The sequence below is a fragment of the Paenibacillus anaericanus genome (assembly GCF_003994475.1).
Classification (GTDB): Bacteria; Bacillota; Bacilli; order Paenibacillales; family Paenibacillaceae; genus Fontibacillus; species Fontibacillus anaericanus.
Map to the genome: position 1 here is coordinate 101,395 of NZ_RZNY01000011.1, position 25,478 is coordinate 126,872.

The window sequence follows — 25,478 nt, forward strand, 5'->3', positions numbered from 1 at the left end:
TTATCATCTACGCAGCAAGTTATTTATTTGAAATTTTCATAACAAGGTTCTCGCTGTTGGAAGATCTTTTTCTGTTCTTGATGGATTCAGGAAGCAACATAAGCGCCGGGAGTAGCATTGGCAGAAAGATAAAACAAAGTACAACCAGACCTACGATCGTCGCCACCGCCAATTCTATAAGCAAGATTAGGCCTGATGGAGCCAACGTTGCGAGAGTCCCCCCTAGTATAATCATAGCTGAGATAACGACACCTCCCACATGTTTCGCTGCGTGGATTATCGCTTCACCTGTTGGCAAATCTTCATGTTCCTTATATCGCATCATGAGGAAGATACTATAGTCCACCCCGACCGCTACAATGATGATGAAGGAGAAGAACGGCACGAAGGAGGATACCCCATCTGCTTTGATGATATATTCAGCGACGACATTCGATGCCGCCATGGCAACATAATAAGAAGCTAACAATGACAGGACAATATACACGGACGTCCAGAACTTCCGAATAACGAATAACAATACCAGGAATATACCAGCAATGATAATAATCGCCGTACTGCTGAACGATTCTACCTGTGCAGCATTCATATCATATGTCGTTGAACTCGGTCCTGTGGCACCGAATTTTGCGCCTGCCAGTACCGTTCCATTCAATCCAGTTGTCATCGTATCGTTGATTTTCTCGATTGTCTCCATCGCTGCCGGAGAATACGGATCAAGATCCAAGATGACAATCCACTTCGTAATGGTCCGGTCCTGTGACATGAAATTATTTAATGAACCTTTGAAATCCTCACTCGTTAAAGCTTCACGCGGAATAAAGAAGGTCTTGGACGAATTTAATTCGGTGATGAAATTTCCTGTCTTATTTAGACCATCCGAAATATCCCCTAAACCGTCTCCGCTTTTGCCTAGTCCGTCTTTTAATTGCGTCATACCATCGGACAGTTGGGATAACCCGGTTGAGAGCTTCTGTTGTCCATCTTTAACTCCAGCAAGGCCTTCATTCAGCCTCTTCATATTTGTAGCAATCTCACGGTTACCTGCAGCGCCCTCCTTAAGACCTTTCACGAGCGCATCCGCTCCTGAGGATAAGGCTGCAAGACCATTCGTCATTTGGGTCTGCGCCTCTGCTATCTGCTGTAACCCTTGGGAAGCCTTGGCGAAGTTTTCATTCAGCTGCGTATAATTTTTGTTCAGCTCTTGGAAACCTCCAATAATCTGTGCCATCCCAGATTCAAGTCCTGTACCCGTCTGTTTCAGCGTCAGGTAATCTGGATCTTGGCCCAAATCGCTATACTTGGCGCCCAGCCCTCCGATTAACCCATTCATTCCGGCAAGCCCCTGCTGAATAGCCGGTAATTTACTTTCCAACTGAACATAACCATCGCCCAAGGTGTTGTAACCCAGGTTCAATTGCGTCATGCCGTTACTTAATTTCGAAGTTTCCGCAGCAACGGCGTTAAGACCCGTCTCGAGACTTTTTATGCCATCACGAAGTTGTGCTGCACCGCCCGCCCCTTGGTCGATACCTTGCGTCACTTGATTGATCGCATCGGTAATTTGGGTATAACCATTTTGTACTTGACCCGTACCCGAGACGAGTTGGTCTACGCTCGAGAAGTCCGGGCTAACCAATTTGTCTTGCATTTGCAAGATGCCGTCCTGAATCTGATCTACGCCGTCTTTCGTGTCATGTATGCCATCCGCGACTGTCTCTGTCTGCGAACTAATATAGAACTCATCAATCGGCTCCGATTGCGGTTGGGTCACACTTGCGACCATTTTCACGCCATCAACTTCTTTTAATTTATCCGTTAATTTATCGACGACGGCCAAGGACTCGTTATTATCCATAGCTTTATCACTCTGAGCGACAACTGTCGTCGGCAGAGCCTGACCCCGGCTGAAGTGCTCAGCTACGATATTAAAGCCATGCGTCGATTCGTACCCATCCCCCAACTCTTTTATTTGGTCGAAGGAGAGCTTCTGCCCACTGGACAGCAGAACTGGAATCATCATGATCACGATGATACCTGTGGTCAGCACCGGGTATTTGACCGCTGTAGATGTCATCTTCGCCCAGAGTTTGTTCTCCTTATGCCCAGTCACTTTCTTTGTCGGCCAGAATAATTTATTTCCCAATGTCTTCATGATAAACGGCGTTAATGTCATGATCTCAAGTAACAGAATGACAGCCCCGATCGCAACGACATTAGCCGATTGATAGATCCCGAAGGTTGAGAAGCTTAAGCCTGCGAATGCGATAAAGACCGTTAAAATACTATAGACTATGGTCTTCCCTGCCGTCTTATAAGTTGAAATAATAGCTTCATCCGTTGATTTGCCATGTGCAAGCTCTTCCTTGAACCGATTAAACAAGAGAATGTTGTAGTCGGTCCCAATCCCGAACAGAATCGCAATAAGTAGCATTTGTGTCAAGCTGGTCAACGGGAAATGGAACTTGTCGATGAGTTGGGCTGCAATCCCCATCGAACATAGATAGGTAATCCCCACCGCAAACAGCGAGACGAATGGGATGATGACAGAGCGAAACATAATAATTAATACTACAAGAATAAAGATAACGGTCAGAATCGCACTCTTCTCGACGCCTTTCTCAGATGCCTTCAGATAATCGTTCTGAATGAATTCCTCACCGGTCAAATAGAAGGGTACCTTTACGTCCTTCAACGTTTGATTGAACTCTTCCTTGATATCTTCGATTTCGCGTTGTTTCTTATCTAGGCTAAAACTTGCCATTATAGTCGTCTGATCCTCAGATATGAGGGAAGATTTCGCATCTGGCATGGAGAACGGATCCAGCATATCACCGACACCGAGCTCAGTTTGATGAGACTTGATACTGCCAATACCCGCCTCAATCTGTTGCATATCCTGATCCGTCAATTTATCCGGGTTGTGGAACACGATGATGTTGCTCGTACCGTTGGTTGGATGCATCTTATTCAAGATCGAAGCTGCAACCTTCGACGGGCTGTTTTCTTGCAGCGGATCTTGACCTCTTTGACGCAGAATGGCATTCACATCCGGCTGGAACACGGCTAGTACGATCGTGACCACCAGCCACAAAGCGAGAATACCCCAACGCCATTTAATAACCTTGTGCATGCTTACAATCTCCTCTCTACTTTTCCCTATCCATTAATTCCCACAGATAATGAACAAGCGTTCATTATTAGTCCAAAAAAATTAAATTTATATATTTAATCTTGAAATAATCCCTGCACAGTATACTCGCAACAATTCGTCTACCAATTGACGCACAGTCTCTCCATCCTCATGATCGCGCAAAATAATACATACGCCTTCAATTAAGGTTCCTGCTAGCATGTGAGCCAGATTACGCTCTTCAATCATCGCTTGATCCTGCTGATCTTCCCCGGGAATGAAGACCTTCATCAGAATATGGGCTGCCAATTGAATCAACTCCTGCTTCACAGGTTCATACGAAGAGCCGCTGCTCAAATTCAACAGAATGCGAAGCTCCACATTCGATTCTTTGAATAGTTCAACGATCGTACTTTCTACTTTACGGAGATAATCAAGAGGGTTGGTGGTATTTATCACACAGTAGCTATCGTCAAAATCATCTTTGATCTCCATAAGATATTGAATGAACTTCTCATAGACTGGATGAATCAACTCTTGGAAGAGATCTTCTTTATTCTTAAAATATCGATAGATATTACCTGGTGTGATCCCCGCCAAATTAGCAATCTGCCGCATAGAGGCGTTGGAATAACCATGCCGCATAAACTCCGACAAGGCCGCTTGAAGAATGCTGTTTTTTACTTCATCTTTTAAATATTGCATCAATGAACACCCGTTTACTTTTGTTTTTTTTATTATACTGAGCTCCTGCGGAAAATACAACTCCGACTTTGTCAAAAAAAACACGCCTTAGTTTAATCAGCGTGTTTTTAACATGTATCTTGCCCGTCCTGAGAACATTTGCGAAGTTTGGGTACATGGTGAAGGTCTTTTCTTTGTTATTGTCATTGATCCATCCCCAGAGTATCTTTAATTTGCGGAATAGATAGTCCTTTTGCTTTTAGTTCTTTAATCAAAAGAATACGCGCTACAGTTACTTCTCTGTTATATCTGCGTGTCAGATTCTCTTCCGCCTGTTCGAAAGGCAGCATACCTTCTTCGGTGTAAAATTTCAGTGTACTATATCGTGAATCCGTGAGCCGCACTAATTCGCCAATGGATACAAACTCTGAGTTCAATATAGTCTCCATGGAACGTTGTCTTGACATATGATTACCAACTCCTTTAAATTGGGCGCCTAGGTACAAGGCGCACACCTTGAATTGGTACTCTCATCATAACGAAATGCGGAGCTGCTTCGTAAACTACATTATCTATTTTAATTGTCGAAATCGATCCCTTCTCTAACACTGTAACTTCATGCCCGTAGGACACTAACCGCTTTATTACTTCATTTAGTCTTTGAGTGGAATTGGTAAACCAAGACTCCGTCTCAATAAAGACAGCTTGCGAGCGCTCTAGCATGGGGAAGAAGAAATTGATACTGCTACCCACGTACGTCATCGCAAATTTTTTCTTCATTCGAAGGAATTGTTTGATTCCTAACTCGAGTCCATGTCGAATTTGAATCGGGAACAATGATTTAGCTAGTAAAGAGCTTTGATAAAATTCATTCATTCTTGAATTTACCTTCTCTAACTCGTTCCGCGAGAAGAAATCATGCATGCATCCACATTCTCTAAGAAGCCAAAGCATACAAATGATCTCATCTGTCACTAAACCCTCTTCCAGAATTTCTGCTCGAATATTCTCTGTTGTCCTTGTGTATGCCTCAATATTGCTGCGATATTCTTTGATTTCTACACCTGATGAATCAAAATACATATCGCTCCCCAAAAGGCTAGGGATTACTTCAAGTAAACCCTCTTCCATTAGTGAATCTGATATGGCATGTTCAAACTTCTTTAATTTTTTATTAGAAAGCTTGGAAGCCCTTGTCAGCCACCATTTCAGTTCACCCTCTACCTGATCGTTTTTGCGCAGTAAAGGTTTTAAAATTGCTTCTCTATAGAGTATGGGACGAGATGAATCAAGCACATCATTTTTTAATACTAATTTATTCTCCGTTTGTGCAAAACCACCGTCTAAGTAGACCTCTAAAATAACAGCTGCTGCCATACTACGAAGAGCTACTTTCTTGACTGTGGTCATATGAAGACTGCTTTGTGCATTTAACGCCATTAATGAAAAACTTTGTGCTAATTTTAAATCTGTCATAACAATCCACCCCATTCATGTTTTTATTCAACCGGGTTAAGTAGCTATATTATGTGGGATAATTTGGTTGTTACTTACTACTTACTACTTATCACTTACTACTTAAGATATATACCTTTTGCATAAATATGTCAATGGGTAGTTCCTTTAAACATAGAAAAACCCTCTAAACACTTTGAAATATTTGTGTTTAGAGGATTCTTTGGTTATGAACCGGATACCGTTACTGCTCATGTATAACTAGCGTGTGGATCGTCGGATTTGCGTGCGGGATGTGCGTTACGGACATGAGGGCCGTTATTGATGAATAAAATGGCTTTTCTGGCTTTTTGCGGACATGAGGTACCTTATTTGCGTAGTTCGCCCCCGTTTACCGGTGATTTGAAGGCAATAACGGATCTCATGTCCGATAAATGCTCTATATAGGCGTTTTTGTCACACATAACGGATCGTATGTCCGTTCATATAATCAACTAATGGTTGAGGGCAGCCAACGCGACTGCCGATTCTGCACACTGCCACTGGATGTGTGCGACTGTCGGTTAAACGAGTGACTGACAGTTTGGCGCGTGATGTTACTGGTGTAGCTTGTATCGCCTTCATCAAAAATCATACTCTGCATCTTTCGCTGCCCTAATCTTAACATAGGCATCAACTAGTAGTACGGTATCCTCTACTAATCGTTCCATGCGGAAGATAACATCATCATTTATAATTTCTTTGCGATGGAAGTCCTTTTCTTCTATAAATACATAAGTAGGAACAATATGCGCCTTCATGTAAGCCAAAATTGGCTTCAGCTGTTGTTCCACCATTAAATAATGTTTGGCCGTACCCGCTGTTACAAGCATACTGACAACCTTATCACGGAACGCATTGACAGGTAATAAATCAAAAATGTTCTTGAGTGTCGCTGGTATAGAGGCTTGAAACACAGGTGTACCAATAATAATCGCATCTGCAGCCATGATCATTTCGGTTACAACCTTAGTATCGCCCTCATATTCCCGATAATCACGTCCATCACTAAAAACCATTTCATATTCAGCAAGGTCAAGTAAAGTAATGTCTGCGTCTGGATATTTTTCTCTGGCTATTTGGAGTGTGTAATCCATCGCTGTTCTTGTCTTTGAACCGACGTTAGAGCCTGAGATTCCTACAATTTTCATGCTGATCGCTCCTTATTTTTTAGCTGTATGTTTCTTAATCGCAGGCATAATTTCAGTTGCAATCAATTCAATGTTTTTGGCAATCTTATCGAATGGTACCCCGCCAAAATCAATTTGTGCCATAAAACGTTGATGACCATATAATTCATGTTGATAGAGCATTTTTTCAATAATTTGTTGTGGGCTACCCACCATTAGCGCATCGCGATAATCAACGGATTGTGCAAACTGTTGTTTTGGATACCCGCCACCACGTAATGCCTGCATACCCGTATCAAGATGAGGATAATACTCACGAAGTGCATCCTGTGTATTTTCAGCTGTATAGAACAGACTCGTTGTTGCAACGGGTAAAGTTGCAGGATCATAGCCACTTTGTTCTGCTGCCATACGGTAAGCATCAACCGAGGTCTTAAAGCTAGTTGCAGGACCACCAAGTGTTGTTAGCATCATAGGTACGCCGGCGTATCCAGCTTTAATCGCACTGGCAGGTGGTCCACCCACTGCACGCCATAGCGGCATATGACCATTTTGAGGTTGCGGTAAAATACTTGCATTATTGAGTGATGCCCGGAATTGGCCTTCCCATGTCACTTTTTCCTCGTTATTTAGCTTCACTAGAAGCTCCATTTTTTCTTCAAATAGTTCTTCATAATCACGAACATCATAACCGAGTAAGCTGTATGCACCTACACGTGAACCACGTCCAGCGACAATTTCGGCACGTCCCCCTGAGATCAAATCAAGTGTGGCGAAATCCTCATACACACGAACTGGATCAGATGTACTTAATACAGTTGCTGAGCTAGCAATCTTAATATTTCTAGTTGCTTGTGCAATTGCCCCTAATATGACGGTATGTGCCTGTGTTGTAAAGTGCGTTTGATGGCTTTCGCCGACAGCAAATACATCTAGCCCAGCCTCATCAGCAAGCTTACTTGCTTCGATCAATTCTTTAATACGCTGTTCAGCGCTAATCATTGCACCTGTGTGTGGATTAGGTAAATGATCCCCGATCGAATATAAACCGAATTCAATTCCTTTATTTACATCAATACGATATTGTTCCATATAATATCTCTCCCTTTTGTTAACTCGAATTTTCAATTAATCTAGTGGTGTTAAATTTGCTTCGATCTCTGCACGTCGTTCTTCTAAAAATGGTGGTAAATCTAGTTGTTTACCTAGCTCTTCGACCGTTGAATCTGCGGTGAATCCAGGACCATCCGTTGCAATTTCAAATAAAATACCGTTCGATTCACGGAAATATAAGCTTTGGAAGTAAAAACGTTCTACAATCCCTGATGAGTGGAAGCCACGTTCCTTAACGACACTATCCCAATAGCGCAACTCTTCTTCGTTCTTAACACGGATGGCCAAATGATGAATACTTCCTCTTCCCGGCTTCTCACTTGGACCTTCTTGCTGTTTGATGACAATCTCACCAAATGGCTGCCCAGCAACAGATTGATAAATCGCTTCTTGATCCGAGTAAGCCACTTCTACATAACCAAACATATCTTTTAATGTTTTCGCTAAGCGATCTAAGTGACGTACGGTAATCTCAACTGTACCCATCCCCAAAATGCGATGCTGTTGCTCAATAATAGAGCCTTCCCATCCCATCCATTGCTCAGGAACCTCTTCGTCATTGTTATTTATCAAGATCATGCGTAGGCCCTCTGAATCTTCAAAATGTAAAGCATCTCGGCCAGCATATGTTGTAATATCACCATGCTTAACATCTAATGATTCAAACCGTTGTTTCCAGAATCCTAAGCTTTCATATGAAGGGACAAGTAAACCGATTTGTGTGATTGCATTTGTGCCACGAATGGTACTTCCTACTATCGGCATTTCAAAGAACGACAATTCTGTTCCCGCACTACCTGTTAAATCTCCATAAAATAAGTGATACATGGAAGGATCATCTTGATTGACCGTCTTCTTCACTCGGCGTAATCCTAATACCTTTTGGTAAAAATGATTATTCAGTTTAGCGTCTTTAGTGATCATTGAAATATGATGATGTCCAGGTATTGTATACATGATTGTTCCTCCTATTGGTTTTAACTTGATTAGTCAATTGATGAAGCAAAAAAATTATTGCGGTGGTATTTCTTTTGTTTGGCTATGTTTATGGACGCGCTTCATTAGTGAGTATAGTGTTTCTTGTTCTTCTTTGTTCAATACTTCATCAAAAAAGGACGATTGAAAAGCAAGTTGCTCCGGCATTGCTTGCTCTAATATGGATTCAGCTTTTGCTGTGAGGCTAATCGTTTTTGTTTTCCAGTCTTGCTTACGTACGATATATCCTTCTTTCTCAAGGCGTACGAGCATACGTGAAATACCACCTTGTGTAACCGTCGCTTTGTCAGCTAGCTCCATTTGCGTGAGTGGCTGATAAACGCGAATTTGCACAAGTACATCAAATTGAGCCGTTGTTAAGTCAAATCGTTTCAAAAATTCATTCGACATCTGGTTACTTTGGTTCGTAAAACGGATTAAGCGTAACCAGATTAACGAACCTAACGTATTATTACGCATTTCGTTTTCCTCCCCTTCGTTAACCTTGTTATCACTTTACTACGCAATTGATAAAAAAGTAAGTTACTAAAAGCTCTTCAGATAAGTCTGAAGAGCTTTACATACAGAGCAGCGCTTATTAAAGTAACTAGGAAAATGAAGCCAAACACCTCAATCGGTCCTAGCCAAGATGAAAGGAAAATCGTCAGCGGGGCAAAAAATCGCCCAATGGAATACTGCAAGTTAGATGCCCCCATATACTGTCCCCTTGCATGTTCAGGTGCATAATCACTAACAAAACTCTGTGTCACTGGAGAGCGAGACAACTCCCCTATCGTAAAAATGAAAGTAAATATAAATAACAACCATATATTAGTGGTTAAACCGATCAAAAACATACCCAATCCGAACAATACAGAAGATAAAATAAATACATTTCGGTCACTCCAATGTTCAAACCATTTCGTTACGGGTATGACTAATAGAACAAACATGAGGCCATTTAGGCCAAGCATCCACCCGAATATCTCCGAATTGCTTAGAGAAAAAGACCAGTTCTTAAGCGCAAATAATGTTTGGGCTGGTACGTATTCCTTAACGTACGTGGCAAGATACATATCAAGCTGCATGAAAGCAACGGTAACCAAAATACCTGCCAAAATATATATAGCAAAAACTTTATCTCGTAATATAAGTCCATAGTTATGCCATTGTTCCTTGAATACTTTGGACATTGTGTACGATTCATGCGGAAGTATGGCCTTCATCGGTAATGTCTCTCTAATCTTCCATAAGATCACAAGAGAATAGATTAGCGTAACGAGAGTACAGGTCCATAGAAGTTCAATTCGATGATGAATGAAGAATATAGATCCAAGCAGCGGCCCAAATACAGCACCAATATTTTTACCCGTTACAAAAGTAGCGAATACCATCCTCCGATCTTTCTCTGGCGTAATATCAGCTACCATTGCAGAACTGGCTGGCGTGTAGATCGAACCACCGAGTCCTACTCCGATATAAGCGATATACTCGATCCATTGAGACGAAGAAAGGGCAAATAAGGCAAACATGGCTGATTGCATGAAAGCTCCAAGCAGCATGGTGGGTCGACGGCCTACTTTATCAGATAAATAACCACCAAACAAACCACCAATGATGCCTACTAGAGGGATCACTGTCATTAACATACTCGCTATAGTTTTGCCAAAAGCATCACTAAAAAACAAGGTCATGAAAGGGAAATACATCCAGAAGAGCATGTTAAATAACGTTTCCCCCATCAGCCTTATTTTCAGATTAAGATCCCATTTAAACCAACTCAACTTAGGTAGTCCTCCTGTTCTCAGCTTCATTGTATAAAAGAAGAAACGAAAAGAAAATATTGTGAAAAAGCGAGGACTAATAATATATCATAAACTTCTAACTTTTCAAGATAATTAATTGAATTTTACATACTCGCAATGTTGTATCTTACTAGAGTAAGTGAACAACAAACGGCAGCCTTGGACGAGAAAATTATGTCCTTGGCTGCCGTTTGTTTTATTGATCTGACTTGGTTTTTATAATTTAGTGAAACGGACACTTATTCAAAGAAAACACCCGGATATTCTACAATTCCAGTTACCCCAGCAAGTGCCTCTTCCTGTAACTCCAATGCCATAAACGCTTCATCAGGTACTTCGAATGGAGCCTGGATTCCCCAATTGGATGCAGCTTTGAATCCGAATTTCGGATAATATCTTGGATGTCCAAGTACGACAACAGAGCTATATCCTAGTTCTTTAGCTTTCTGTAATGCTTTAAGAATTAACATTTTTCCTACGCCTTTGTTTTGGTACTCCGGCAAGACAGCAACAGGAGCAAGTGCAAGTGATTCTACACTTTGAATGCCACTAACAATTTTTATTTTAGATAACAGAATATGTCCAACGATTTCAGTGTCATTCTCATTAGTAGCTACTAATGATAGTTCTGGGATAAACACATCTGCTTGTCTAATTCGAGCGACTAACTCTTGCTCCTTTTTATCGCTAATCTCCATATCCGCAAAAGCACGCTGTACGACTTCTTCGGTGATTTTATAATCTTGAAGTTGCTCTTTTCTAATAGTTATGTTCAAGTTGGTTCACATCTCCTAATTCGAAATAGCTTGTCTTACCTGCATTTTAACATATTTAATCTTCCACAATTACTCCAGTAAAAATCTTCTCAGCATCCTTATCATTCGGAATAACTATTGTTTTAAGTCAAAATAGGTTTTTCTAGCTGTTATGTGTAATATTAATTTGTATATGGTTTGCAAAAAGTAATGAGGAGTTGAGATCAATGATGAAGTGTGTTGTGGCAAAAAAACCGGGTGGCGTGGAGCAACTTGAAGTGGTAGAGCTACCCAAACCCACACCCGCAAAAGGTGAATTACTAATACAAGTTCACGCTACAGCGTTAAATCGTACGGATATATTAATGCGTGAAGGTAAAACAGGTTATGTAGCAAATCCGATTATTGGTGTTGAAATTGCGGGTACCGTAGTTGAAGTAAACGGAGACAGCCCGTTTTCTATAGGAGATAAGGTAATGGGACTTGTCAATGGTGGTGCTTATGCCGAGTATACAGTTATGCCGTCCGATCGTGCCATGATGATTCCTGAATCTTTTACTTTTGAAGAGGCAGCCGCTATTCCAGAAGTATTTCTTACTGCATATCAGACTCTGATTTGGATCGGTCAGCTTCAAGAACATGAGACCGTCTTAATCCATGCAGGTGCTAGCGGAGTTGGGACAGCTGCTATTCAATTGGCAAAAAAACTGTGTAAAGCCAAAGTTATCGTTACCGCTGGTTCCAAAGAGAAGTTAGATTTCTGTCAATCACTTGGTGCCGATGTCCTTATTAATTACAAGGAAGAATCTTTCGATACAGAGGTACATCGCGCTACAGATGGCAAAGGTGTGGAACTGATTCTAGATTTTATCGGTGCAAACTATTGGGCAAAAAACCTAGCAAGTCTAAAAGTGGAAGGCCGTTGGGTCCTTATCGGCATTCTAGGCGGAGGTACAATTGAAAAGGTTAATTTATTTGACTTGATGTTAAAAAGAGTTCAACTAACAGGAACTCTATTAACGCCAAGAAGCGATGAATATAAAGCCCGCTTAACGAATGAGTTCATCACCATCGTCACTCCTTATTTTGAACGAGGCGAAATAATCCCTGTTGTTGACAAGGTATATCCACTTGAAAAGGTTGGCGAGGCTCACACGCGTATGGAGGAAAACCACAATACGGGCAAGATAATCCTACAAGTGCAAGAATAGTTATATGGTGTCATAAAACTTAAATGTTAGATAAGGGAATTGGATGCGTCCGGTTCCCTTTTCGTATTTGAACAACTACAAATGCCTCCTCTTATACAACGAGGTAATTTGGCCCGCTATGTATTCAGAGCTATACTGAATGCCATCCTCAATCCACCACATAATAATCCCCAGTAGTGAAGATGCAATGATATCAACTGAAACTACATCCCTTGTGGATTCAATGTTTCTCGCGATTCTACGCGCCTCTATTGTGCTTTTAATAAGGTTAAATAAGTGTTTTTTGAATCCTTTTTTCTCAACCAGTACCGCAAAAATTTTCCGGTAATCATAAATATAATTTAAAAATGTTATCAACTGTTCCTGCTCGAGGATACTCTTTTCATGTAATATCGGTTCTATTTTCATCGATAGGTCATCAAATATTTCATGTACGATCTGCCGTAACAAGTCGTTAATATCCTCATAATGCAAATAAAACGTTGCACGATTTAGTTCTGCACGGTTCGCAATTTTTTGAACGGTCAACTGAGAAACTTCGAGATTTTCGGCTAACAATGAGAAAACGGCATTCTTAAACATTTTCTTTGAGCGAATGGCACGTGGATCTTCTTTCTTTTTTGTAGACATTTCTTCCCTCTATTATCGTTTATTTTTCACTTCATTAACGAATTAACTAATTCTGTCGATTAGTCAACATTTTCAAAGTAATTGTAGATAGGTATTTTTCTAAAATACTGATAAAATATATTTTATTGACACTCTGTCTAAAAAGCAATGAAAAGAGGACTTACTCCATGGGGAAAGACAAAAAGAAAATTAACAATGGGATATTACTAGCGATTTTAATCTTTGGTTGTTTCTTATCCACATTGAATCAAACTCTATTAAATATCGCATTAAGCAATTTGATGGATGTATTTCATGTAACGGCAACAACAGTACAATGGATTTCAACGGGTTTTATGTTGGTCAACGGGATCTTGATTCCGATTACAGCATATCTAATGAAACGCTTTACAACGCGTCAACTATTCTTAAGTGCTATGCTATTCTTATTAATCGGTTCGATTATTTGCGCAGTGGCGCCAAACTTTAGTGTGCTATTGGCAGGACGGATGATTCAAGCTGCCGGTGCAGGAATTATTATGCCACTCATGATGAGCGTCGTACTCACTATTTTTCCAGTCGAAAAACGTGGTAGTGCAATGGGGCTCCTTGGACTGGCGATCATTTTCGCTCCTGCCATTGGACCGACTCTTTCGGGATTTGTCATTCAATATCACTCTTGGCGCTGGTTGTTTATCGGCCTAATACCGCTTGTCCTTATTGTCATTCTTTTAGCTTATAAATATTTAGTGAATGTTTCCGAAACGTCTAAGTCGAAGCTCGATGTGGTGAGTGTTCTTTTATCAACATTTGGATTTGGCTTTATTTTATACGGTTTCAGTAGTGCAGGTAGCAGAGGTTGGGACGACTTATTTGTGATACTTACATTGGTTATTGGTATCGTTGTAACGGCGCTCTTCTGTATTCGACAAATGAAGTCCGATGACCCACTATTAAACCTATCGGTGTTTAAACATAAAGTCTTTACTTTAACGTCTGTTATTAACGTATTAATCACGATGATGATGTACGCTGATATGATTTTATTGCCGATCTATTTACAAAAAGGTCGTGGGTTCACGGCATTTGATGCAGGGCTTTTATTATTACCAGGCGCACTCGTGAATGCGTTTATGTCACCCGTTACGGGTAAATTGTATGATCGTTTTGGTGCGAAGCCGCTGTTTATCATTGGTTTACTGTTTATTATCCCATCCATGTGGGCCGTAACAGATTTATCTGTAACGACAACGTATATGTTTTTAATGATTCGTACGATTTGCCTTCGAATTGGATTAAGCTTCATTACAATGCCACTCAATACGGCCGGACTAAATGCGCTACCCAAACAACTCGGTATGCACGGTTCAGCTGTGAATAATACCGTTCGGCAAATTGCAGGAGCGATAGGCACTGCTGTTGTGATTACAATATATACAGCACAGGCAACAAGCCATGCTGCTACAGTGATGCACAGTAATCCTTCCACTACTCCTGAGCTCCTTAAAACCCTTGCTTCCATTTTAGGTGCGAGTGATGCCTATTATTTCATGATGATCTTAGCTGTTATCGCACTTGTTATCACATTATTTATGCCTAAGAAAAAGAAGTCAACGATGCAAGAACAAGCTTAATTTAATCTATGTTTGCATGGAAAAATGGCTCATAACCAAAACGATGCTTAACGAAATAAAACTGGGAATAAAGTTAGTTCTTGTCGAGCACTGATTTCATGGATTCGCCGGAAAAGGCAATCGGTTTTACGAGGACACTGAATTGATCAGATAAATAAATATTAGACTCATTACACTTAATTAAAAACAGCGATAGTCATGGACAAGAAAATAAAGTCCTAGACTGTCGCTGTTTTATTGAGCTAACGTCTCCGTTAGCGTAATGACCTGCGTCATCATGTCCATCAGTGAGCTGGACCACCTTTTTGAACATCGGCAGCCTCGACATTCTATGTTCCAATAACGTGTTTGCAAAGCTTATTCAGTTGTGTTTACCTCAGCAAGCTCACCATCGGCATAACGGAACAATTTCTTTGCATCATCTGTCCCCGACTGGATCAAGGTCGAACCGTCTTGTTCCACCAACGTGGTGTAGACGTTCCCAAGCTGCTTGACCACGTCGGCCATCTCGAAATGGCCTTGGGTCCATTGGTAGATCAGCAAGTACGACGGGATGCTGCCAGCTGCTGAGACCGCCATCAAATCAGATTTCCCATCGCCATCAAGATCCACAATTTTGGGCGTCCCCATGGTGAGCAGGTTCAACCATCGCTTGGTTTCCGCGTCGTATCCGATAACTTTAAGTTCAACGTATGCCGCGCCCATGTCTCCAGAGATGAGCAGTTCATTTTGTCCGTTACCTGTGAGGTCGGAGGCTATTAGCTCGTTGATCCCCAACAGACTATAAGAGGAAGCCAAGCCGATGCTATAAGATTGCCCTTCGTCGATTAAGAAAGCGTAGACATCATGCGAATCGGTTCCTTGATAAAGCTTTACCAAGACTTTCTTGCCATTGATTTGTAGCTCTAGCTCTGTGCCCTTTAATTCTTTTAGCCCTGCCTCAGGTTTTTCTGCTGGCAATTCGCTTGTCGGAACTGCGGCAAATTTTAGCTGAGTGGCATATTCGATAACATTATCTCCTTTTTGGCTTACGTCTGTTTTCGCATTCGTTAACGCGCAACCGCTAATCAGTAAAATAACCGCAAGACCAACTAATGACCATTTGGTGGAGTTCTTAGTAAATGAAGTAATCATAATGAGTCTCCTCTCTAGAGCTTTCTTGTTGTCCGAAATGCTTGCAGCGTCTGCTGTCGAACAGAAATTTTAAATGTCTCCAGCAGTTTGATGATCGTGAAGGCGTAGTCTTTTGACTCCGCAGGATTGATGCGAGATAAGGCAAATGCATCGCATGCAATTTCCTGATCTTCACGCATCCTCAAACAATAGGTATACCAAAGGAGCGAATTGAACCAATGGAGCGAAAGAAGCACACTCATGGGAGATTAATCCTACTCTACGCTAAATTCAAGCCTAACCCTACCTTTACATTCCGAATTTACGATACGAGTTCAACAGCCCGTGGTAATATCCTTTCGTATTCCTTATGTAACACATAATGCTGGACGCCTCTCGAAGAGTTAAGGGCTTCCCTGGCGTGCTTGACCGCAGTTTCGATGCAGCCAGCTTTGAGTTCAATTTCCGTTAGCAGTGCTGATCTCATCCAAGGCTTCTTGATGGATTCAAGACGTTTTCGAGCCTGAGCACTCTCCCCGTCCTCCAACAGTAGAATCGTTTCGTAATATGTCCGGTAATCAGAATAGCGGATGTACGGTAAGGCTTCTTGAACTGCAGTCATATCTTTGCGATAAACGCCGTATGCCGCCTTGTACGATGCCTGTGCTGCTGCCTGCTTATATTTGCTCATAAGCTGCTCCATAATCGTTCTTGCTTCATCCTCAAGTCTGTTAGCAAAAACATAATTAATATAGAGTCCAGGCGTGTTTTTCTGACTGCGTAAAAAGGATTCCACGCGGTCCACACGCTTTTCCAAAGCTAACGGATAAATAAATCGGATTATAAAAAAAATCAGGGTAGCCATCACAGCAGTTCCTACTATCAAGACTGACGAATACCCATCGATTGCCATGAATAAAACCACTACGAACAAGACGAAATAAAATGAAATTTTCCACCAAAGTTGCTTCAATATAAATCTCCTTTTAAAACGTAATTAGATAGTTTGAGGAAAAGAAACAGCGAGGTTCCCCAATTCTCCCCAACCTTATATTCACCTTATCTAAGGTATTCGGCGAATGATTAAACTATCCTGCCCGTTACGTTAGTTGAGAAAAGGGCTACCACTCGGCAGCCCTTGCTCTGTTGAACTATCGTTTCCTGTTACTTCAATAAGGATGTGCTTTAAAAGTAATCGGGGATATCAAGTGATATGGAGTTGGCCTCGTCAACGGAGGTAGTTCAATTAAATCTCGATATGTTTAATTACTTTAGCAGGATTCCCACCAACAACTACATTATCAGGTACATCCTTTGTCACCACTGCACCAGAGGCAATAACCGCATTATCTCCAATCGTGACACCAGGATTTATAACTGCGCTTCCACCAATCCAAACATTATTACCAATCGTTATAGGCTTTCCATACTCTGCCCCTGAAGTACGTTCAAATGGGTTTAGCGGGTGCGTAGCTGTATAGATTTGTACGCCTGGTGCTAGAAAACAATTATCTCCGATTCGAACTTCACACACGTCTAGGATGACACAGTTGAAATTGGCATAAAAATTGTTGCCGACATGGATATTGTAACCATAATCGCAACGAAACGATGGTTCTATGTAAAGGTCACCAGCCGCTGAACCAAAAAGCTCTTTGAGAAGTTCCGTTCGTTTGTCATGTTCCGTTTCCGTTGTTTGATTAAATAAACGACTCAGTCTTCTAGCGTTCTCACGATCTTTGGTTAATTGTGGATCTGCGGCGATATATAGTTCTCCGTTTAACATTTTTTCTTTCTCGGTCTTGATGTTCATTTCCAACTTCCTCTCTCATGCTCTGTATTCATTTTATCACTGATTAGTGTTCTTAATTCAAGTAGGTCATCAATGATTGCATCCGCTTGTGCAAGCTCGTCTTCTTGGGAAAAGTCAAACCGACAGCCAATCGCCATCAAGCCATTGCTTTTTGCAGCATGGATATCAGACAGTCTATCCCCGACCACTGCAGCATGCTCGATGTTATATTTATTTAGAATAAAGTTAACTAGATCAGCCTTATTCTGTGTTTGTATCTGCTGAATACTGAAGGTTTCAGTGACCCATACATCAAAATTATAATAATTTACGATGGCATTCAGATATTCGACTTGTCCATTACTTGCGATAAAGATGGAGCTACCTGTTTCTTTCAAGTAATCGAAGACCTCGCGGACATGCGGATAGAGGGCACCGTTTCCATTGTTAATATTTGCAATTAATTTATCATGGAAAAATTCGTTTGCCCTTTGTCTGATCTCATTTGAATGAGTCGGTAATAACGTTTCCCATACTACGGGTAGAGGAACGCCCATAATCTCACGATATTTTTGAAGAGGCGTTTCGTTAGACCACTCATTTAGAGACGTCAAATACGCAAAGGTTTCATCTAGAGCCAACTCTAAGATTTTGTTCGTCTGAAACAGCGTTCCATCCATATCGAATATAAGTGATGAGGGCATTTTAACTTCTCCTGATTAGTTGTTGTTATCTCTCTTTTTAATTTGATAGGTACATCTTTGTCCGCCATCGGCAAGGCATTCCGTACGTTTGACTTCCGCATTGCCTAGTAACGATTCAAATAATTGTAATTCGCACCCACAAGCCTGTTGATATTTCGTAGCGACTTGTTCAATCGGGCAATTGTGTTCCTGAAGCACAAACTCACCCTCATTGATCTGCTCCCACTCAGCCATGTACCCATTTTCGTTCTGAATGTTGGCGAGATTTGAAACACGATCAGCAAAGTCCTGCCCTTGCATGTGGCTATCGTATTGCTTGACCATCTTATTCTTACGTCCTTCAAAAACCTGCTCAATGCCCACTTCGCCAAAATGATCTTCAATCTCTTCTAATAATTCAAGCGAGAATGTTTGATATTTAACAGGAAAGAAGCCTCTGGAATGATCGGTTAGGCAATAAACAGCCGTTGGTCTGCCCATGGATTGCCTGATCTTCTTGGAAGTAATGTGATTATCCCGTTCTAATGATTGAATATGACGGCTAACAGCCATAACCGTTATCCCCAGTGCTTCCGAAAGATCCTTGATACTTAACTCACCTTTAGTTTTTAGAAGCTGCATAATGTATTCTCTCGTCGAAAGCTTACTTTGATCGATTGGCGTCATGATCCTCACCGTCCCTGTCCAATCTCAAATCTATCGTGAATTGTGCAACAATGACATTTCCTGGAAGAGACGCTGGGCTTCTATTTTATCGTTTGTCATCTGTGCAATGAGTGGTTCCAGACCCGAAAATTTGATTTCCCCACGTAAATATTTTAAAAATGAAACAGTGACGGTTGCTCCATACAAATCCCCTGAGAAATCAAGCAAATAAGCTTCGATCAAATAACCAGTCCCATTTACGGTAGGACGATATCCGGCACTAATGAGTACGTTCCAGTTTGTTTGCCCAAAGTTTCCATCATGGATCTCTACAGTTCCCATATAAACCCCTGGTTTAGGAAAAACATACGAATCTGTTCCTCCCAAATTAATCGTTGGAAAACCAAGCTCCCTACCCAGTTTTTTACCGTGTATCACAGTTCCAGTAACCGTATAAGGTCGACCTAATCGGGCTTGAATAGCTTCCATTTCCCCGTCCGCTACTAATGAACGAATCGTACTGCTGCTGACTTCACTTCCGTTTTCCATGATCAAAGGTACAACCGTTACGGATACATCGATTTGAGCGCACAATGATTTGAGTTCTTCCGTGCTGGACTCACTACCCTTGCCAAAATGGAATCCCTCTCCAACCACGATCCGCTTCACATTTAATTTAGAAATATGATCCAAGATAAATTCTTTAGCTGAAATTTTCGCATATTCTTTTGTGAACTTCACGAGGTAGTATCGATCAACACCGAATTCTTTTAAAATCCGCAATTTGTCATCTTCCGGTGTGAGTTTCTTCTCGAAGTTTGGATCCTGTCTCAGCACCCACTGTGGATGCTCGGAAAAACTCAATACGGCGAGCTTATCCTTCTCCGCCATAAATTCTCTTGCTGTTTCAAGGATCACTTGATGGCCTTTATGAAGTCCATCAAATTTACCAATTACAAGGACAAGAGAGTCTGAATCTATGGGTGGGGTTGATGTAACTTCAATGATCTCCATGTATATCCTCTCCACTTCTATCTCAATTCGTAGGGTCTTCACCAATAATGATGACTTCTGTCTCTAAATCGATATCAAAATTCTGTTTCACCGTATTCTTAATGAGTTCTATCAAGTCAATGTAATCCTGAGACGTAGCATTATTTACATTCACTATGAAACCAGCGTGTTTCGTAGATACCTCTGCTCCGCCAATTCGCTTACCTTGTAGGCCACAGTCTTGAATCAGTTTACCAGCAAAATAACCCGGTGGACGTTTGAAAACACTGCCACATGAAGGATATTCTAAAGGTTGTTTACTTTCCCGCGCCTCTGTGAATTCCTTCATTTTCACTTGTATCATTGCAAGGTCGGCTGGTTGTAGAGCAAATTCAGCTTCGAGCACGATATAATTTTTCTCAGAGATAATACTCTTTCGATATCCGAATGATAAATCTTCCTTGGATAAAGTTAAGAGTTCCCCTTCTTGAGTCATGATCACTGCTTTAACTAAGACATCTTCTATCTGCCCACCATAGGCGCCAGCATTCATAAACAATGCACCACCAACCGTTCCGGGGATGCCACAAGCAAACTCAAGTCCAGAAAGCTCTTTATCCAATGCATATCTAGATACCTCTATAATTGAAGCACCAGCTTGCGCATAAATGGTGTGATTTTCGCTACGGATTTCATTAAATTTATTTAGATTCATTGTAATACCGCGCAGGCCACCATCTTTTACAATGAGATTAGCACCATGTCCAAGTAGGGTAATTGGAATATGTTCTGCTCTCGCTGCTTGAAGAATTGCGCCGATCTCATCATACGTGGACGGAGTAATGAAGACATCAGCACTCCCCCCTAACTTTGTATAGGCATGATTCTTAATCGGCTCAGCAAACTTGATATCCAGAGTCGGCAGCTTTTCTTTCACATAATTATGGAGGTTGAATTCGTTATTCATTAAGTTCTTTCCCTTCGATAGTTATCATCGGATTCATGAATTATACAATTATTAAGAGTTTACGAAAAAGTATGCGGATACCTTCAAACGTTCAATGACCGCATGCCTGAGTTCTTCTGATTCAACCGTTTCTTCGAGTGCCCTACTCATGCATGATAACCAAGCATCGGCATGATCACGAGTGATAGTAAAAGGCATATGACGTGCTCTCATCCGAGGATGTCCGAACACCGACGTGTACAAATCAGGACCACCAAAAAATTGGCTCAAAAACATCTCTTGTTTCTCCATAATGGAGTCAATGTCATTCGTGAATAAAGGAGCTAATAAAGGATCTTTCTTCACCTTAGGATAGAAGGATTCAACAACCTTACGTATCCCTAGTTGCCCGCCAAGTTCATCATATAATACCATGGGTACCCCCTATTAGTTCGTTTATAGTTAAACATTATATACACTAATGTTTAAAAAGTATATAATGTAAATCTTTGTCCCAGCAATAGAAAAAGAACCGAAAAATCGGTTCTCAATTCATAAGTTCGATTGATGAACATGAAGTAGTTCTCTATGTTGTATAATCTTGAACAAGCTGCTGAATTGCTTGTTGTACATCGCCTTGAAATAAGCCGCCATGATAGCATACGAGCTGTTCGATGTCATAGTCGAGCAATAGTTTAACGGAGCGGAGCGCCTCATCTAAATCATCTGCAAATTGGGGGTTGGCGATACCGAGCTTCTCTTGCTCGATGACGACCACGTCTCCCGCGATTAAAGTTTTACTTGAAGGCAGATATAACGAAATATGACCGGGTACATGTCCAGGTGTATGAACAATTTCGATGCCACCGCACCAAGGGAGTATCTCACCATTTGTGACCGTCTGGTCTACTCGAACGGTTTCGACTGCCTTTAAGCTGTCCATAAACTGTTGTACATATGGTTTTGCCTCTGCAGGAAGTTCATCAAACGTGGACTCTGCCTGCTCAAGTCGGATAACTTTTTTGTCTCCTTCAATATAAGGCACTTCCATTTCATATGCGATAATCTGAATATGTGGATACGTCCGTTTTATTGCTGCAAGCGAACCGATATGATCAATATCATGATGGGTCACGATCAATTTTGTAATCGAATCTAGTGTGATATCGTATCGATTAACTGCTTTTTCAAGTAGGCTCATAAAATTAGGATACCCGCAGTCAACAAGAATCGTATCGTGCTCATCTTGAAGCAGGATCGGGGTTATGATCTGTTGTTGTCCGCTATGTTCGAACTCGATATCGAGTAGTCGAAAGTCGCCCATATGAAGTCCCTCCTGTTATCCAACTAGTTTTATATTAGATTAATGTAGTCGTTCATTTTTGTAAATGGAATCGGAAATATGAATTGATGGTACCCATATTCTGTAGTAATATTTAATAGCCTTACTTTAAGATGAATTAAGGAAAGAAGGATATAGATATGACTGACACTCTTGTACTTTCTGGACCTTCCCCAGATAGCGATTCGCATAGTCTACGTGCTGACTGTGAGAAGTGCTTTGGATTGTGCTGTGCTGCACTGCCTTTCGGGGCTTCAGTAGACTTCGCAATTGATAAAGCCGCCGGACAACCCTGCCACAACCTTCAACCCAACTTCCGTTGTGGTATACATACAAAACTCAGGGATCAGGGCTTTCGTGGTTGCACCGTTTATGATTGCTTTGGTGCGGGACAAAAGTTATCCCAATTCACCTATAACGGACAAGACTGGCGTCAAGCTCCTCAATCCGCGAAGCAAATGTTCGAGGTGTTCCCTACCATGTGGCAACTCCAAGAGCTACTCTGGTATTTGACTGAAGCATTGGCTTTGGATGCAACCCAGTCGATACACAGCGACTTGAGTGCCACGCTTGAAGAGACAGGAAGTCTCACTTTCCTCAGTCCTGATGCCCTACTGGCATTGGAAGTGACAGCTCACCATGCAAAGGTTAATACTTTGCTTCTTCGGACAAGCGAACTCGTTCGAGACGAAGCACGTCGCCAGTATAAGAACATTTCAGGACGTCAGAAGTCGTTCGGCCGAGGGGCAGATCTTATTGGAGCCAAACTCAAAGGTGCCGATCTTAGAGGGGCTAACTTAAGAGGGGCTTACCTTATTGCCGCTGATCTCAGAGGAGCCGATCTTAGAATGGCTGACCTTATCGGAGCTGACTTCAGAGACACGGACCTTAGAGGTGCCGATCTCTCAAATAGTATCTTTCTCACCCAATCTCAACTGGGCGCTGCAAAAGGCGATGGGCAGACAAAGTTTCCAAAGTCACTCTCTCGCCCAGAACATTGGTCCTGACGTATAACATAGCGTTATAAAGAGATGTCCTTGTTCTATCGATCAGTTTCAGTGAACCGAATTCTTTGGACCCTATCGTTTGATGGATCAAATTCAATATTGACGTAAACACCAAACTCCTTGCCCTCTTTGTTTACAAGCCATAGTTTGAATCTCTCTTCAGATTTTTGTGAGGTCAAATCAGTGCGACCCAAATGCTTATAATCGAGGATGGTCGCCTGGTAACGTTTTTGTGTTTCTTTCACTGCAAGGGCACCCCATTTTGCGTAATCCGGGGCAGCTCCTACGGATATTGTTGATGCTATGAGCAGAACTAGTAGGGAAATCATAACTTTTCTCATATCTGGCACCTACCTGGAAAGAATTTATTTGTTCTAATTATTCCCTATAAGTTCCGCTAGTACACTAAAACAGAACATTCCCGTAACAGAAAAAAAAGGCTGCCACATGGCAGCCTTTTCGATGTTTATATATCGAGCACCAGCATTTTGACTTTATCCAGAGATCCGCCTATTGTACGTGCTCTTCTTCAAATGCCAGCTTAACAATGGGTTATTCTTTCACCCCACCCAGCGCTACGCCCGCGATAATATAACGGGATAACAGGAAGTAAACTACAAAGAGCGGTAAAGCCGTCAAAGCCAGCCCCATGTAGATTGAGCCGAACTCAACCCTGTAAATATCACCTCGAAGCAAGCTTACCATGATCGGCATCGTATATTTTTCCTTCTGCGTCAGCAGAATCAGCGGCATGAACAGGTTGTTCCAATTGGCCACAAAGGCAAAGATAGCCTGCGTCGCCACTGCTGGCATCATCAGCGGCAAGATGATCCGGTTGAATGTGGAGAATTCACCAGAACCGTCTACGCGTGATGCTTCCACAATCTCTAAAGACAGAGTTGCAAGAAGGTATTGACGCATGAAGAACACTACTGCCGGCGCTGCAATCGCGGGTAGAATCAGTGGAAGAAAGTTGTTTGTCCAATGCAATTTATACATGAACTGATAGAATCCAATTGCGCTTGCCTGTGAAGGAATTAACATCACACACATGATGAAGGTGAAGAATGGCCCGCGCAGTCTCCAGTTATAGGTCACAAGTCCATAAGCTGCCAAGGACGAGAAATAGACTGTACAAAGGGTTGCAGCACTGGAAATGATGAACGAATTCAGGAACCCTTGAATTGGATCGAAGCTCTTGTCGAGCAACACTCGCAGGTTGCTCATCATATGGGTCGAAGGAAGCAGCGAGAGACCACTTTGGATTTCCGGTGTAGAGCGTGTAGCATTTACAAACATGATCCAAAACGGAAGGATGCTGAGCACCGCCAACAAGATGCAGACGATATAGATAATCGTCTTAATTATCTTTCGATTGGCGGTTCCACTTTTTTGTATTGTCGCCATATGTTACACCTCCCGCACGGCTGCTTGGGCAGCCTTTTCAGTTCTATATTTCTTTTCCGCTTTTTTCAATTTTGCTGCGTCGCGGTCGCGCATCAGGTAGAACAGCAATCCAGACAATATCGCCGCGATCCCGAACATGAGCATGCTCGCCGCTGCAGCGCGATTATACATAAAGCTGCCCTTGAACGCTTGCCCGTAGATAAACATGGATGTGGTTAGCGTGGAGTCGTCTGGTCCGCCCAGAAGGAAAAGTTGCGGAATATCGAACATGGTCAAGCCACCAACCATCGATGTAATCAGTGTAAAGAGCAATATCGTACGCAGACTTGGCAGTGTAATACGGAAGAAGGTTTGAATTCCGTTTGCGCCATCGATCGCTGCAGACTCGAAGAGAGCGGGATTTATGCCCATCACACCTGCAATAAGGATAATCATGGTGTTTCCGTACCACATCCAGAACTGGATGAACGACACAATACCTCGCGCTGTCGTCTTATCCTGAAGAAAGAATATTGGAGCGTCGGACCATCCCAGCGTTTGAAACAAACTGTTTATGGGACCCATAGGATAAGAAAACATAGTACTGAAAAGTATGGCGATCGTACTCGCAGTGATAATATTGGGCATGTAGAGCAGAACTTTGAACACGCCTTGTCCCTTAATGTTGAGGCGTCGGTTCGTGAACCATGCAGTCAGCAAGAGCGCGAGAACCATCTGGGGAATAAAGTTGGTAATCCAAAGTAACCCCGTGTTGAACAGAGACTTCCTGAACGAGGGGTTATCAAAAATGAGATCTTTGAAGTTTTGAAAAGGATTCTCCATAATATGGATTGGTTTTGGTATTAATCCCTTCATGTCGGTGAACCCGATGACAGCGGTATATAAGATCGGATACAGCGAGAAAATCAGAAATGCTAGGACAAACGGAAAGGTAAAAATATAGCCATATTTCGAATAGTTGACACCTTTGCGGCGCATGCTCTCTC

28 protein-coding genes are annotated in these 25,478 nt (G+C 41.8%); 3 read left to right on the top strand and 25 right to left on the bottom strand.

Translation table 11 applies throughout. The features are described from left to right. Positions 1-19: 19 nt before the first annotated feature. From EJP82_RS14475 to EJP82_RS14520, 11 genes are all read right to left on the bottom strand, one after another. Entirely contained in the window at positions 20-3,133 is a 3,114-nt protein-coding gene (locus tag EJP82_RS14475) for an MMPL family transporter (RefSeq protein ID WP_127192778.1), read from the bottom strand. Positions 3,134-3,220: 87 nt separating this feature from the next. Beyond that, positions 3,221-3,838 carry a TetR/AcrR family transcriptional regulator gene (locus EJP82_RS14480; RefSeq protein WP_127192779.1) on the bottom strand — a complete coding sequence of 206 codons (618 nt, stop codon included), beginning with the start codon at positions 3,836-3,838 and terminating at the stop codon, positions 3,221-3,223. 182 nt (positions 3,839-4,020) lie between these two features. Beyond that, positions 4,021-4,284, bottom strand: coding sequence for a helix-turn-helix domain-containing protein (locus tag EJP82_RS14485; protein WP_127192780.1), 264 nt, complete (start codon positions 4,282-4,284; stop codon positions 4,021-4,023). 16 nt (positions 4,285-4,300) lie between these two features. Continuing rightward, positions 4,301-5,293 carry a hypothetical protein gene (locus tag EJP82_RS14490; protein WP_127192781.1) on the bottom strand — a complete coding sequence of 331 codons (993 nt, stop codon included), beginning with the start codon at positions 5,291-5,293 and terminating at the stop codon, positions 4,301-4,303. A gap of 435 nt (positions 5,294-5,728) precedes the next feature. Continuing rightward, positions 5,729-5,899: a hypothetical protein gene (locus EJP82_RS27970; protein WP_170220192.1), complete on the bottom strand. Its 171-nt coding sequence runs from the start codon at positions 5,897-5,899 to the stop codon at positions 5,729-5,731. Next, positions 5,896-6,462 carry an NADPH-dependent FMN reductase gene (locus EJP82_RS14495; RefSeq protein WP_127192782.1) on the bottom strand — a complete coding sequence of 189 codons (567 nt, stop codon included), beginning with the start codon at positions 6,460-6,462 and terminating at the stop codon, positions 5,896-5,898. The genes EJP82_RS27970 and EJP82_RS14495 overlap by 4 nt, the downstream gene beginning before the upstream one ends. 12 nt (positions 6,463-6,474) lie before the next feature. Continuing rightward, positions 6,475-7,533, bottom strand: a complete 1,059-nt coding sequence (locus EJP82_RS14500) for an LLM class flavin-dependent oxidoreductase (RefSeq protein WP_127192783.1) — start codon at positions 7,531-7,533, stop codon at positions 6,475-6,477. Positions 7,534-7,569: 36 nt separating this feature from the next. Further along, positions 7,570-8,511: a ring-cleaving dioxygenase gene (locus EJP82_RS14505; protein WP_127192784.1), complete on the bottom strand. Its 942-nt coding sequence runs from the start codon at positions 8,509-8,511 to the stop codon at positions 7,570-7,572. A gap of 54 nt (positions 8,512-8,565) precedes the next feature. Further along, a complete protein-coding gene (locus EJP82_RS14510; protein ID WP_127192785.1) occupies positions 8,566-9,009 on the bottom strand; it encodes a MarR family winged helix-turn-helix transcriptional regulator in 444 nt (147 codons plus the stop codon). A gap of 77 nt (positions 9,010-9,086) precedes the next feature. Continuing rightward, positions 9,087-10,313, bottom strand: coding sequence for an MDR family MFS transporter (locus EJP82_RS14515; RefSeq protein ID WP_127192786.1), 1,227 nt, complete (start codon positions 10,311-10,313; stop codon positions 9,087-9,089). 260 nt (positions 10,314-10,573) lie between these two features. Then, positions 10,574-11,110: a GNAT family N-acetyltransferase gene (locus EJP82_RS14520; protein WP_127192787.1), complete on the bottom strand. Its 537-nt coding sequence runs from the start codon at positions 11,108-11,110 to the stop codon at positions 10,574-10,576. Between the two features lie 209 nt (positions 11,111-11,319). Here EJP82_RS14520 and EJP82_RS14525 point away from each other — a divergent pair, with 209 nt between their 5' ends. Beyond that, on the top strand, positions 11,320-12,300 hold the full coding sequence (locus tag EJP82_RS14525; protein WP_127192873.1) for an NAD(P)H-quinone oxidoreductase: 981 nt from the start codon (positions 11,320-11,322) through the stop codon (positions 12,298-12,300). Between the two features lie 75 nt (positions 12,301-12,375). Here the strand turns inward: EJP82_RS14525 and EJP82_RS14530 are convergent, their stop codons facing one another. Next, the gene (locus tag EJP82_RS14530; protein ID WP_127192788.1) at positions 12,376-12,930 is read right to left on the bottom strand and encodes a TetR/AcrR family transcriptional regulator; all 555 of its coding nucleotides are present in this window, start codon (positions 12,928-12,930) and stop codon (positions 12,376-12,378) included. Positions 12,931-13,097: 167 nt separating this feature from the next. On the opposite strand from EJP82_RS14530, the gene EJP82_RS14535 reads away from it, so the two are divergent. Beyond that, entirely contained in the window at positions 13,098-14,543 is a 1,446-nt protein-coding gene (locus EJP82_RS14535) for a DHA2 family efflux MFS transporter permease subunit (protein ID WP_127192789.1), read from the top strand. Between the two features lie 357 nt (positions 14,544-14,900). Here the strand turns inward: EJP82_RS14535 and EJP82_RS14545 are convergent, their stop codons facing one another. From EJP82_RS14545 to EJP82_RS14590, 10 genes are all read right to left on the bottom strand, one after another. After that, on the bottom strand, positions 14,901-15,677 hold the full coding sequence (locus EJP82_RS14545; RefSeq protein WP_127192790.1) for a hypothetical protein: 777 nt from the start codon (positions 15,675-15,677) through the stop codon (positions 14,901-14,903). Between the two features lie 14 nt (positions 15,678-15,691). Then, complete coding sequence (locus tag EJP82_RS14550; protein ID WP_127192791.1) at positions 15,692-15,919, bottom strand: M56 family metallopeptidase; 228 nt, start codon at positions 15,917-15,919, stop codon at positions 15,692-15,694. Positions 15,920-15,978: 59 nt separating this feature from the next. Further along, on the bottom strand, positions 15,979-16,629 hold the full coding sequence (locus tag EJP82_RS14555; RefSeq protein WP_127192792.1) for a hypothetical protein: 651 nt from the start codon (positions 16,627-16,629) through the stop codon (positions 15,979-15,981). A 273-nt stretch (positions 16,630-16,902) separates the two neighbouring features. After that, positions 16,903-17,469 carry a sugar O-acetyltransferase gene (locus tag EJP82_RS14560; RefSeq protein ID WP_281278198.1) on the bottom strand — a complete coding sequence of 189 codons (567 nt, stop codon included), beginning with the start codon at positions 17,467-17,469 and terminating at the stop codon, positions 16,903-16,905. Beyond that, positions 17,466-18,152: an HAD-IA family hydrolase gene (locus EJP82_RS14565; RefSeq protein ID WP_127192793.1), complete on the bottom strand. Its 687-nt coding sequence runs from the start codon at positions 18,150-18,152 to the stop codon at positions 17,466-17,468. The genes EJP82_RS14560 and EJP82_RS14565 overlap by 4 nt, the downstream gene beginning before the upstream one ends. A 15-nt stretch (positions 18,153-18,167) precedes the next feature. Continuing rightward, positions 18,168-18,818, bottom strand: a complete 651-nt coding sequence (locus EJP82_RS14570; protein ID WP_127192794.1) for a helix-turn-helix transcriptional regulator — start codon at positions 18,816-18,818, stop codon at positions 18,168-18,170. Positions 18,819-18,848: 30 nt separating this feature from the next. After that, on the bottom strand, positions 18,849-19,811 hold the full coding sequence (locus EJP82_RS14575) for a bifunctional riboflavin kinase/FAD synthetase (protein ID WP_127192795.1): 963 nt from the start codon (positions 19,809-19,811) through the stop codon (positions 18,849-18,851). Positions 19,812-19,833: 22 nt separating this feature from the next. Further along, entirely contained in the window at positions 19,834-20,757 is a 924-nt protein-coding gene (gene murB, locus EJP82_RS14580) for a UDP-N-acetylmuramate dehydrogenase (protein WP_127192796.1), read from the bottom strand. 51 nt (positions 20,758-20,808) lie between these two features. Next, positions 20,809-21,171 (bottom strand): globin domain-containing protein, encoded by a 363-nt coding sequence (locus tag EJP82_RS14585; protein ID WP_127192797.1) that lies wholly within the window; start codon positions 21,169-21,171, stop codon positions 20,809-20,811. Positions 21,172-21,322: 151 nt separating this feature from the next. Beyond that, positions 21,323-22,060 carry an MBL fold metallo-hydrolase gene (locus tag EJP82_RS14590; protein WP_127192798.1) on the bottom strand — a complete coding sequence of 246 codons (738 nt, stop codon included), beginning with the start codon at positions 22,058-22,060 and terminating at the stop codon, positions 21,323-21,325. Positions 22,061-22,218: 158 nt separating this feature from the next. Here EJP82_RS14590 and EJP82_RS14595 point away from each other — a divergent pair, with 158 nt between their 5' ends. Continuing rightward, positions 22,219-23,085 (top strand): pentapeptide repeat-containing protein, encoded by an 867-nt coding sequence (locus EJP82_RS14595; protein WP_127192799.1) that lies wholly within the window; start codon positions 22,219-22,221, stop codon positions 23,083-23,085. A gap of 35 nt (positions 23,086-23,120) precedes the next feature. Here the strand turns inward: EJP82_RS14595 and EJP82_RS14600 are convergent, their stop codons facing one another. The 3 genes from EJP82_RS14600 to EJP82_RS14610 form a co-directional block, all read right to left on the bottom strand. Next, the gene (locus EJP82_RS14600) at positions 23,121-23,426 is read right to left on the bottom strand and encodes a DUF3889 domain-containing protein (protein ID WP_127192800.1); all 306 of its coding nucleotides are present in this window, start codon (positions 23,424-23,426) and stop codon (positions 23,121-23,123) included. Positions 23,427-23,637: 211 nt separating this feature from the next. Beyond that, positions 23,638-24,492 (bottom strand): carbohydrate ABC transporter permease, encoded by an 855-nt coding sequence (locus tag EJP82_RS14605; protein ID WP_127192801.1) that lies wholly within the window; start codon positions 24,490-24,492, stop codon positions 23,638-23,640. A 3-nt stretch (positions 24,493-24,495) separates the two neighbouring features. Then, positions 24,496-25,470 (bottom strand): carbohydrate ABC transporter permease, encoded by a 975-nt coding sequence (locus EJP82_RS14610; RefSeq protein ID WP_127192802.1) that lies wholly within the window; start codon positions 25,468-25,470, stop codon positions 24,496-24,498. Positions 25,471-25,478 lie beyond the last annotated feature (8 nt).